Annotated in this window: 10 protein-coding genes; all 10 read right to left on the bottom strand. The window is 35.3% G+C overall.

The annotated features are described in order from the left end of the window. On the bottom strand, nucleotides 1-1675 hold a 1675-nt coding region (locus ABGX27_04490), incomplete at its 3' end, for a tetratricopeptide repeat protein (GenBank protein ID MEO2068751.1). 2 nt (nucleotides 1676-1677) lie between these two features. Then, nucleotides 1678-3369 carry a hypothetical protein gene (locus ABGX27_04485; protein ID MEO2068750.1) on the bottom strand — a complete coding sequence of 564 codons (1692 nt, stop codon included), beginning with the start codon at nucleotides 3367-3369 and terminating at the stop codon, nucleotides 1678-1680. 32 nt (nucleotides 3370-3401) lie between these two features. Next, nucleotides 3402-4016 carry a sigma-70 family RNA polymerase sigma factor gene (locus tag ABGX27_04480; protein MEO2068749.1) on the bottom strand — a complete coding sequence of 205 codons (615 nt, stop codon included), beginning with the start codon at nucleotides 4014-4016 and terminating at the stop codon, nucleotides 3402-3404. Beyond that, a complete protein-coding gene (locus tag ABGX27_04475) occupies nucleotides 4017-4874 on the bottom strand; it encodes a MinD/ParA family protein (protein ID MEO2068748.1) in 858 nt (285 codons plus the stop codon). It abuts the gene before it with no gap. Next, nucleotides 4875-6005: a flagellar biosynthesis protein FlhF gene (locus tag ABGX27_04470; protein ID MEO2068747.1), complete on the bottom strand. Its 1131-nt coding sequence runs from the start codon at nucleotides 6003-6005 to the stop codon at nucleotides 4875-4877. Beyond that, the gene (flhA, locus tag ABGX27_04465; GenBank protein MEO2068746.1) at nucleotides 6005-8086 is read right to left on the bottom strand and encodes a flagellar biosynthesis protein FlhA; all 2082 of its coding nucleotides are present in this window, start codon (nucleotides 8084-8086) and stop codon (nucleotides 6005-6007) included. Before flhA ends, ABGX27_04470 begins: the two co-directional genes overlap by 1 nt. A 3-nt stretch (nucleotides 8087-8089) precedes the next feature. After that, nucleotides 8090-8377, bottom strand: a complete 288-nt coding sequence (locus tag ABGX27_04460; GenBank protein ID MEO2068745.1) for a rod-binding protein — start codon at nucleotides 8375-8377, stop codon at nucleotides 8090-8092. Nucleotides 8378-8386: 9 nt separating this feature from the next. Continuing rightward, nucleotides 8387-9475, bottom strand: a complete 1089-nt coding sequence (locus ABGX27_04455; protein MEO2068744.1) for a flagellar basal body P-ring protein FlgI — start codon at nucleotides 9473-9475, stop codon at nucleotides 8387-8389. A gap of 12 nt (nucleotides 9476-9487) precedes the next feature. Further along, a complete protein-coding gene (locus ABGX27_04450; protein ID MEO2068743.1) occupies nucleotides 9488-10192 on the bottom strand; it encodes a flagellar basal body L-ring protein FlgH in 705 nt (234 codons plus the stop codon). Next, nucleotides 10147-10781, bottom strand: a 635-nt coding sequence (flgA, locus tag ABGX27_04445; protein MEO2068742.1) for a flagellar basal body P-ring formation chaperone FlgA, incomplete at its 5' end; no start/stop codon positions are given. The genes flgA and ABGX27_04450, both read right to left, overlap by 46 nt.

The following is a 10781-nucleotide window of genomic DNA, read 5'->3' as shown; positions in this document are numbered from 1 at the left end:
CTTTAACGACTATGCTTTTTTCATAACTTTTAACAATCTTTTCTTTCTCTCTCTTGAATAAGTTGAAAGCTCTATCCAAGTTTCCTTTCTTTGTTAAGTAAAATATCTTTATGGCAGAAATCTCTTCACTTTTTTTCTTCTTTTTGCAAAGTTTATTTAACTTTTTCTCATTAAATCTAACCTTTATAGGTAAGAACATTGCTACTTCTAAACGAAGTTTTTCGTAATTACATACTTTTTTGTTTTTAACTTTCCTCAGAACTTTTAGAGCATCAAGAAAATCCTTATTATCAAACAGAGCTTGAGCCATTAGAATAATATCTTCATCTGAATTCCACTTGTTTACTATGTATTTAAGTAGCTCTATCCTTGACTCCCTTTGATTACAATCTTTAAGAGCAAAAGAAATCCTTAGGAGTACATCCCTTTGGAAAATCTCCTGAAAAAATCTTTTATTTGACCTATAAAGTTCACAAAGCTTACTGGATTCAAGGTCTAGAAGGTAGTTAGTCCATAAAGATCTTAAAAATTCTCTTTGTTCATACTTAACTTGTTCTGGAAAAACGAGAGAAACTTCCCAAACCAACCTTTCAAAGATGGGTTTTAATGCATTTAGTTTAAAGACAAGGTATCCCAAGTCAGCAAGGGCATATATTCCAACATAGGTTGTTCTATAGTTTACAAGAACTTGGGCAATATACTTTATCGGATCCTTAAAAGCAGAATCTTCAGAAAGGGAAAGTCTGTATTTTACAATGGGATACTCTTCTTGAAGAGGAATCAGTTTTAGTCTTGCTACTACTGCCTCCTGACTTTCTGGATAGTCCCAAATTATGGAATAGTAGTAAGCAAGAGCTAACTTCAAATTTTTTCTTTTAAGCTCAATGTCCCCAAGTCTTAAAATAGCCCTTCTAATGACCTGCTTACCTCTAGTAAGACTTACAATCCTTCTAAAAAGTTGTTCAGCAAGGGTAAGTTTTCCAATTCTGTAAAGGTTTTCTGCAACAGTGTAATAGTATTCTGGATTATCTACTAAGTAGTTCTCGTACTTTCTATAAACCTTCATAAAGTGGGGAAGAGCTTTTTCATACCTACCTTTACTAAAAAAGATTAGCCCTTTAACGAATTCAACTTCCTGCTCTTGAGAAGGTGTTAAAACAGCTGTGCTAATAAGGATGTAATACTCTTCTACTAAATCACTTCTCCTAATGGCTACAGCCGTTCTTAGGATTCCAACTGTTGTAGCTATACGCTGCTTCTCGTTTTCCGCCTTTAAGAATGCCACTCTGTAAACAGCAAGGGCTTGTTCATAAAAAGAAAGACTTTCGTATATTTTTGCCTTCATATAGTAAAAGTCCCACGGAAGCTTATCCTCTTCTATGAAATAAAGCTGGAGATAGTTTAAAGCCTGCCAAAGGTATTTCTTTTCTCCTGTCTTTTTACCTATACCGTAGTAGGTTTTTGAAAGCATAAGAAGAGATTTTTTGTAGTAAGGAGTTTCGGGCTTCATAAGTCTTAAGAAGTATTCAAGAGCCGTTGAGTAGGAACCTATTTCGTACTGTTTTACCCCTTGTTTGAAAAGATACTCATCCTTTCTAAATTCGTTATCTTCTTGTGCGAGTGAGAACGAACAAAAAAATAGCAATAGAACAAAAAACATACCCAAAAATCTCATCTTTAGACTCTCAGAACCAAACTCCCTTCACTGTTTTCTTTTCTTTCCTCAAAATAGGTTTTACCCTTTACTCTCAGTTTTATCTTTCCTGGTGTAAGTCCTGAAGACTCAATAATAGACTTTATCTCTTCAATCAGTCCAGAATCAATTTTTATACTTTCATGGAAGTCTATAGATAAATTAAAAGTTTCATTAAAAACCTTTGCCCTTAAGGAAAGTTCTTGAAAATCAAGCTTAAAATGAGAAAAAGTATCTCCTTTAGAAAAATTGGAAGTTTCAGAACCATTAGAGAAATTCCCACTTCCTTCTGATCCTTGATTATACTGGTCACTAAAAGATTGGCTTTGAGGTAATTCTGTAAGCTTACTAACCAATTCCTGTCCAAACTTCAAGTTAGAAACAGAAGATGTGAAATTTTTCTTTAAAGAAGCTTTTCTCTTCTCCTCCTGAAAGTCAAAAGAAACTACATTAGTTTCTAAGGTAGTTTCAACATTTGCATTACCTGAATTAGTTCTTGCATATAACCTTTCTATTTCTCCTCCTCTCTCTTTCACAAAAAGTTTAGTTTCAAAAGAGGAACTATTCTTCTTCCATATTCTAGTTCCACTTTTTTTCTTTCCCGGACTATCCTTTTCAACAACATTCTGCGTATTTTCACGGGAAACCCTTATAATCCTTTCATCCTTAAGTTCAGCAAATTTTCTATTTTTTAGTAAAGGGAAACGGACCCTATCCCGTTCAAGACTGGTTAAGATAAGGGCATCCTGAGAACCTTTGTCAATAGTATCTTTAATATCAATAAAAAAGTTTTCCTCAATGTTAAACATCTCCTTTGATAACGAAGAAACATTTATAGTTACTTCTTTCCTTCCTAACTTCTTGTCTTGAACATCTAAAGGAGTTTCTTTCCCTTTCTCTCCTAAAGGAAAGTTCTCATAGAAAATTCGTTTCCTTTGGGTAGTCTCCATCTCCTTTTCACGTATTCCCAAATAGACTTCGTCAGACATTTTTTCGGAGGAACCTATAGTTGTATCTTTATGTTGACTACCTTTTTTAAGAAAACTTACCTTGATAGCTGAAATTCTCTCAGTTGAAATAAAAGGTGTCTTAGGATTTCCAATTGAAAGATTACAGAATGATCCTTGTCCTGTTTTAACGGACATTACGGCATCCGTATCCTCTCTTCTTTTAGAGGAAATATCCTTTTTAATTGGCATATGAAACTCATTATTGTAGATAAAGTTTTCTAAAGTTTTTCTCTCTTCCTTCCTTTCAGAAACTGTTCCATTCCTAGTTCCTTTATCTACCTTTCTTTTTTCTAGGCCATCTTTCACTGAAATAAGAAGGGAAGTATTATCTTCCTTACGGAAACTGCGTAGCGACTTATTATTCAGCCCTTTCACAATAGACATTACAGATTTAGATTTAAACTTTGAGGAGAGAAAAATTCTTTCGCCTTCTTCTCTCTTTTTTCCAAAGAGGATAGCGTTCTGCAGGAGAAACTGTGAATTAGGGAGATCCCGGAAAGTTTTTGAAAAGTCGGAAAAAGACTTTAATTTATCTATTGAATTTTTAGTAAACTCCTCTTCAAAAATAGAGCTAAAAGAAATACTTCCTTCTTCCGGTTTTAAACTGTCCCCCTTAAACTTAGGAGTTCCTCCATCTAAACCAAGTAAAAGGTAAAGAATATTCATAAAAAACCCCTTCACAGCCTTTCAAATTATCATTATACCGAATTGGACAGATACTTACTAAGTTTCTTTAGTGCTACTGTTTTTATTTGAGATACCCGAGAAATCGATATGTTGAGAATTTCTGAAATAGACTTCAAATCAAGTTCTTCAACAAATATTAGTTGCAGAATAAGCTGTTCTCTCTCCGAAAGTTTTGATAGAGCTCCTGTAAGTCTCTCCTTCAACTCCTTGACTATTACTTCTTCTTCCGGTGTTCTCGTGTCTGACGTAAGTATGTCCTTTATTTTAAACCTATCAGAATCCCCAAAAAGATGTTCCTCTATACTTATAAAAGAGATTATTTCTTCCTTTAACTCTCTTAGGTCTTCAGAATTTTTTACCTTTTCTCTCAGGCTTCTTGGCAGAAAGTCCAAACTTCGCAAAAAGTCAAGTATCTCTCCCCTAATTTTTATGTAAGCATAAGTTGAAAACTTTGCTTTCGTCTCATCATATTTCTCTATAGCTTTTATTAGACCTATGACTCCTACATTAACAAGCTCATCAAATTCTAAAACTCCTTCCGGTATTCTCCTATATATTTTGTTTGCTATCTTCTTAACAAGTGGAAGATACTCCAAAACGAGTTCTTTTCTTGTTTTTGTGTACATTCACGCTCCTTCTTTAAAAACTCTGATCAATCTTGATATGAAACTTTCTTTTCTTTCGTGAAGCACTTCTCCTGTTTCCTCTTGTGCAATTTTCTTTAACCCTACAGAAAAAGGATCCGAAGGAAATTCTTTAACAACTATTTGTTTCCTTAAAACAGCTTCCTTAACCTTCTTTGAAAATGGTAGGACACTTGCAAGACGGGGAGATATTCCTAAAAAATTTTCACAAGAAAACTTAAGCCTCTCAAAAGTTTCAAAACCTTCGGATGTAGAACGACACATATTTACTACAACCTTAAAATTACCATAACCGTAAATCCTATAAAGAGACTTTATAAAGGCATAAGCATCGGTTAAAGCAGTCGGTTCTGGAGCTGTAATCACGTAAGTTGTAGATGCAACCCGTGAAAAACTTATTGTATTCCTATTCAACCCTGCAGAATTATCTATAAGAACGTAATCGTAATCCGATAATATTTCTTCTAGCTGGAAAACAAAGTTGGAAGTATCAGTAGATTCCAGTTCTTCTATCGTTTCTATTCCAGAAAACCCTAGGATGACATCAAAACCAAAAGTCCTTTGAACTATATCCTGCAAAGTCTTTCCAAGAAAAACACTCTTGAGGTTTTTGCTATTGTTCAACCCAAGCAAAACATGAATATTCCCAAGTCCAATATCTGCATCAAGAAGTAAAACTTTTTTTGAAAAGAAATTGGCTAATATATAAGCCAAAGAAATAGCAATGTTGGTTTTTCCTACTCCTCCTTTACCGCTAACAAAGGATATGACCTTACATTTAGAAGATACAGAAGACTTTCTTTTTACAAGCTTAACTAAATTTTCTGCTTGAGTTCCCATCTACTTCCCTAAGATGTAATCGGCAATTACTTGTGGTGTCAAAAGCTTCATATCCTCAGGTACTCTCTGTCCTGTACTAATGTAAGAAACTGGCAAATCAACAAGAATTGGCAAGTTTAGTAAAATTCCTGGAGAAGACGTCTCGTCTATTTTTGTAAAGAAGATAGAACTTACTGGGAAAAAAGTTCTATATCTGTTAACCACTTCTACCGCTTCTCCAATTTCGTAGTTGCAGCTGATAACTAAAATTACGTTCATTGGCAAGTTTATGCTACTAAGAGTTGCTTTTATTTCTCCAAGACGCCAGTAATCATAATGACTTCTTCCAACGGTATCTATTAGTATGACATCTAAATTCTCAAGTTGATTCAAAACTTCTCTTAATCTTTTTGAGTCATTCACCACAAAAAAAGGAATGTTAAGAATAGATGCATAAGTTCTTACTTGTTGAACTGCTCCAACTTTAAAAGTATCTGTTGTAATCACGCCAACCTTTAAGTCTTTCTCTAAAACAAAGTGAGAAGCAACCTTAAAGAGGTTAGTTGTTTTTCCAACTCCAGTTGGTCCAACAAAAGCATAAACCACTTTCTCCGGAGGTTTTACATCAAATTCTCCTGAAAACTTTATACGTTTTTCTATACCATTTACTAATGCCTCTTTAAAGGTTGAAGTATTTAGATCCAATTTTTCCGTTTCTATATCAAGACCACAGGATTCCCTAACGATCTCCTCTGCTATTTCTGGTTTTACTCCTTTACCGATTAGAATCTTTATTAATTCAAGAGCATCTCCTGTAAAATCTTCAAAGAACTTATCGTTACAGGATGGAACCGTTTCTACATGTTGAGGAACAGGTAAAGAAGGAACTTTATTTTCCAAAACGGAACTTTTAATGGATAAAAGCATCTCTTTTAATTCATGTAATTCCTCTTCTATCTTTTGGGACGGGCTATCTTCCACTTTTTCCTTCGGCATAACGAAAAGCCTATACTTTTTCTTACTAAAGAAAGGTAAAATGTTTCTCTCTTTTTCTATCTCGTAGTAGAGAATGTCTATATCCTCTCCTAATTCTCTCTTTGCCTTCTCTATTAAGGAGTCAAGACTTTCTCCCTCATAAACTCTAACACTCATTATGCTTTCACCGTCCCTACAAGATTTACTTTTAGTCCTGGTTCTATCTCCGCATAAGATATAACAGCTACACTAGGCAGATACGGTTCAATAATCCTCTTTACAAATCTCCTAACAGCCGGAGAAGTGATTAAAACAGGTGTACTTTGATTAATTATAAACTTTTCAAGATTTGAAGTTATGTTCTTTACAAGATTTTGAACAAAAATTGGATCTAGTGGTGGCAAGTATCCATCATTTTCTTTTACTTTAGAAAGTATATAGTTCTCAGTTTCTGGATCTAAAGAAATAGCAGTTAAAATACCATCTTTAGCGTACAAGTGAGAAATAAGCCTTGAAAGGGACTGTCTTGCAAACTCAGTCAGTATTTCAGGATCTCTAGTTTTTTCTATGTTATCGGAAACCGCTTCGATAATTGTAAGAAGATCTCTTACAGGTATTTTTTCCCTTAAAAGGTTCTGAAGGACCTTTGTAAGTAATCCCAGTGGTACTTGCTCAGGTACTATTTCTTTTACTATTGGATACCTTTTGCTTAGGTTATCTACAAGTTGCTTCGTTTCTGCCCTTCCCAGTATCTCATGGGCATGCTTCTTAACAATTTCTGAAAGGTGCGTAACAATGACAGTTGGAATATCTACGACTGTATAGCCTAAAAGCTTCGCCTTGTCTTTGTTTTTCTCATCTACCCAGTAAGCTGTCAATCCAAAGGCTGGTTCCTTAGTAGGAATTCCTTCTATTTGTCCTCTCACTCCTCCAGTATCTATAGCTAAGTACTTTCCTGGTTGAACCTCTCCACGAGCTATTTCAACATCCCTTAAAAGAATCCTATACTCGTTTGGTTTTAGCTCAAGGTTATCTTTAAGGTGAACCAATGGAATAATAATCCCAAGTTCTTTTGTGAGTTGTTTCCGTAAGCTTTTTATCTTTCGAACAATTTCTCCATCTTGGCTTTCATCAACATAGGGAATAAGTGAATATCCTATCTCAATAGTTAAAGTCTCAGGCTGAACAACAAGTTCCTCTGGTTTTTCTTCAACGTCTTTAGCTTGTTTTAAAAGTTCCTTTGCTTTCTTCTCAGCTTCTTCCATTTCTTTTTTCTTGTCCGCCAAGTAAACCATATATGCTACAGTGGCTATAAGAGCAGCAAGTAAAGCAAATGGTAAAGTAGGCATTCCTGGAACGATACCTATAACGGCTAAAGCTCCAGCAGCCATAAAGAGAGCTTTGTAGTAACTTGTAAGTTGTTTGAATATCTCTTTTCCAAGATCTGTCTCTGCAGCAGCTCTTGTAACCATTAAACCAGCTGCAGTTGAAGTAATAAGAGAAGGTATTTGAGAAACTAAACCATCGCCCACTGTCAAAATGGTAAAAGTTTTTGCAGCATCAGCAAAGCTCATATTGTGTTGTAAAATTCCAATAGCTAAACCACCGAGTATGTTTATTAAAGTGATTATTATTCCTGCTATTGCATCTCCCCTTATGAACTTAGAAGCACCATCCATTGCCCCATAAAAGTCCGCTTCACGAGCAATTTCCTCTCTCCTTCTCCTTGCTTCTTTATCGTCTATAAGACCTGCATTAAGATCTGCATCAATACTCATTTGTTTACCGGGCATAGCATCAAGAGTAAACCTTGCAGCAACCTCAGAAATCCTTTCTGTACCTTTTGTTATCACTATGTAGTTAATAACAACCAGTATTAGAAAGACAACAATTCCAACAACATAATTACCACCTACAACAAACTGACCGAAAGCTTTTATTACACTTCCTGCTGCGTCTGGTCCTTCATGTCCGTGTAGCAAAATCCGCCTTGTTGTGGCAACGTTTAGAGAAAGTCTAAAAAGGGTTGCTAACAATAGAAGGGAAGGGAAAGATGAAAGTTCTAAAGGATGATTCACATAAACGGTTGTCATGAGAATGACTAAAGAGAATGTGATACTTGCCGTTAAAAGGATATCAAGAAGTAGAGGAGGAACAGGAAGGATCATAGAACCCAGAATAGCCAAGATAAGAACAACAAAAATAACATCTGAGTACTTGTGAAACTTACTATAGTAAAGAGCCAACGACTCTTTCATTTACTATCCTTTTTTCACCTTCTGATAGCTTTCTAAAGCTTTCTCGAAAAATCTTTCAAAACCTAGAGGATCCTGCTGGGCAAAAATCTCCGAAAGCTGCATATCAAGCATATCAAAGTAGAATTTTGAAGAAAAAGAGGTATTAAACAATCCTTCAGGAATGGATTTTCTTGCCTCTTTTAAGAAAATTCTTACAAAGTAAGCTTCAAACTCCTTAATAGCTTCCTTATCACTCTTTATTTGAGACAAAGAAGCTACATCCCAGTACATTTTTCCTATCTTTTCTACCATCCTACCCCACTACATTATGATGATTTTAGCGTGAAGCTTCCCTGTCGCTTTTATTGCTTGAATAATGGCTATTAGGTCTCTTGGTGATATCCCTAGTTCATTCAGGGCCTTAACTAAGTCCTTTAAAGAAGGGGATTCTATAGCAAAGATTCTACCGTGTTCTTCCTTAACGGTTGTGGTTACTTTCTCTGCCGTTACTGTAGTTCCATTTGAAAAGGGTAATGGTTGAGAGACTTGTGGTGTCTTTACAACCGATACATAAATGTTTCCGTGAGAAACGTAAACAGGAGGTTCTATTTTTATATCTCCGCTCATTATAACGGTACCTGTCCTTTCATAAATAACTATTGTTGGTTCAGTTTCTGCATTGATTTTTAAATTCAAAATTTCCGAAATAAACTGAACTTTGTTTATTCCCTCTGGGTAATTCACAACAATAGTGCTTGAATCCCTTGCTTTTGCAAGATCAATACCAAAATATTCATTTATGGCATTAGCTATAGCATCAGCTTTAGTAAAGTCTGGGTGCTTTAGAGTAAGAATTAACCTTTTCTCGTTTGAAAGTTCAAACGGTAAGTCCCTTTCAACTATACCACCATTAGGAATCATTCCTGTAGTTGAAAAGTTCTTTTTTACTTTTCCTCCCTTGTTTGATTCAGAGAAACCTCCACCTGTTGAAACCGGTCCTTGAGCAAACGCGTAAATTTTTCCATCTGGACCAAAGAGAGGAGTTCTTATTAGTATTCCATTAGCAAGACTTTTAGCATCTCCAAGGGAAGCAACTTCAACATCAAAAGTCATTCCAGCTTTAGCAAAAGGAGGAAGTTTAGCCGTAACTATTACCGCAGCAGCATTCTTTGTCTTTACTGCCTTAGGATCAACGTATATTCCCATTTTCTTTAGCATGTTAGCAATACTTTGAAGGGTAAATATGCTTGTTGTTCCATCTCCGGTACCGTCAAGTCCTACAACAATTCCATAACCTGTTAAATAGTTAGGTCTAACCCCGACTATGTTAACTTCTGTTCCTATCTTCACCTCTATGGCATTAGAAAAGTTTGGCAGAATGAGTAAAAGTAAAGACAATAAAACTCTCATACTAATCCTCGTTTAAAAGGGCCAAATTTTCATTAAAAATCTTGCAAGCCAACCAGGTCTTTGGTTTTCAGCCATGAAACCTTTTCCGTTATATTCGACATACATATTGGCAATTTTCGAGGAAGGTACGGAGTTATCCGGCTCTATATCGGTAGGTTTTACAATTCCAGAAATTTTTAAAATCTGAGTATCATCGTTTATTTTTACTATCTTTTCTCCAACTATATAAAGATTCCCATTCGGATAAACTTTTACAACCCTTGCGGAAATTGTCGCCACAAGTTTTGCATCTCTCTTGGTTGATTCTTGCCCTGAAAAGCTGTTTGAAGGATTTGTAGAAAATCCTAAAAGAGGATTTTTTGTGTTTCGTGGTACCGTTTTTCCTAGAAAAAGAGGTGCATTTAAGGTTAAATCAAAAGATGTTTTCTTACCCGTTTGACTTTGAGAACTACCTTGACCTGAAAGGCTTTCGTATACCTTTATAGTTATAATGTCTCCAACGTTCCTAGCTTTTGCATCAGAGAAAAGGTTATCATAACCGACAAATAAAGAACCTGGAGAAACTGGCTGAACATCTTCTACCGGTGGAGGAGGCGGAGGCTTAACAACATATTTAACTTCTTTCTTACTTCCTCCACAGCTAAACAGAAACCCAAATGCCAAAAAAACAGCTACTTTGAGAGAAACTTTACAATTCCATTTCCTATTACTCTGCATAGTAAGACTTTTCCAGTAGATATATTCTTTACCTTTATTATATCCCCTAAGCTCCCATTTTCCAAAGCAATACCCAAAATTTCAATGTGAATAGTTCCTGACGAATAAACAACCTTTACGGGTTTCCCCTTAAAAACAATAAAGTGAGGAAGTATATCCCTTTCCCTTATTACTTCTCCTTTTCTTATATCTCTCCTGGCCACTCTTCCAATAACTTCTTCCTTAGATAAAAAAGTATTCTTTGCTTTACTTTCTGGAAGTTTCACAACTTCTAAATCCTCAAAGGTAATAATCTTTCCTTTGGGAATATTTTTCTTAGCAACAACTACACTTTGTTTTTTCTCTACTCTTAAGGTAATGAAAACTCTCTTTACTGGCTTTCCATTACGAAAAATTGTGTACCTAACGCGGGCATATCTCCTATCCAACTTCTCAACTTCCAAAGAATCTTTAAACGAAGAATAAGGAATAATTATCCTAGGAACCGATATGGAAACAATCTCCCAATCTGGAAACTTTTTTCTGAAAAGAGAAACTATCCTTTTCTTTAACTCATCTTCCTTTAAATAAATACAAACTCTCTTTACTT

This window comes from Desulfurobacteriaceae bacterium (genome assembly GCA_039832905.1).
In the GTDB taxonomy this organism is placed as follows: Bacteria; Aquificota; Aquificia; order Desulfurobacteriales; family Desulfurobacteriaceae; genus Desulfurobacterium.
This window is presented reverse-complemented; position numbering and strand designations above follow the sequence as displayed.

What these genes read in the sequence shown, in the direction of transcription:
- ABGX27_04470 (MEO2068747.1), bottom strand. Translation starts at nt 6,005, where the DNA reads ATGAGTGTTAGAGTTTATGAGGGAGAAAGTCTTGACTCCTTAATAGAG.
- ABGX27_04480 (MEO2068749.1), bottom strand. Translation starts at nt 4,016, where the DNA reads ATGTACACAAAAACAAGAAAAGAACTCGTTTTGGAGTATCTTCCACTT.
- ABGX27_04485 (MEO2068750.1), bottom strand. Translation starts at nt 3,369, where the DNA reads ATGAATATTCTTTACCTTTTACTTGGTTTAGATGGAGGAACTCCTAAG.
- ABGX27_04460 (MEO2068745.1), bottom strand. Translation starts at nt 8,377, where the DNA reads ATGGTAGAAAAGATAGGAAAAATGTACTGGGATGTAGCTTCTTTGTCT.
- ABGX27_04475 (MEO2068748.1), bottom strand. Translation starts at nt 4,874, where the DNA reads ATGGGAACTCAAGCAGAAAATTTAGTTAAGCTTGTAAAAAGAAAGTCT.
- ABGX27_04455 (MEO2068744.1), bottom strand. Translation starts at nt 9,475, where the DNA reads ATGAGAGTTTTATTGTCTTTACTTTTACTCATTCTGCCAAACTTTTCT.
- ABGX27_04450 (MEO2068743.1), bottom strand. Translation starts at nt 10,192, where the DNA reads ATGCAGAGTAATAGGAAATGGAATTGTAAAGTTTCTCTCAAAGTAGCT.
- flhA (MEO2068746.1), bottom strand. Translation starts at nt 8,086, where the DNA reads ATGAAAGAGTCGTTGGCTCTTTACTATAGTAAGTTTCACAAGTACTCA.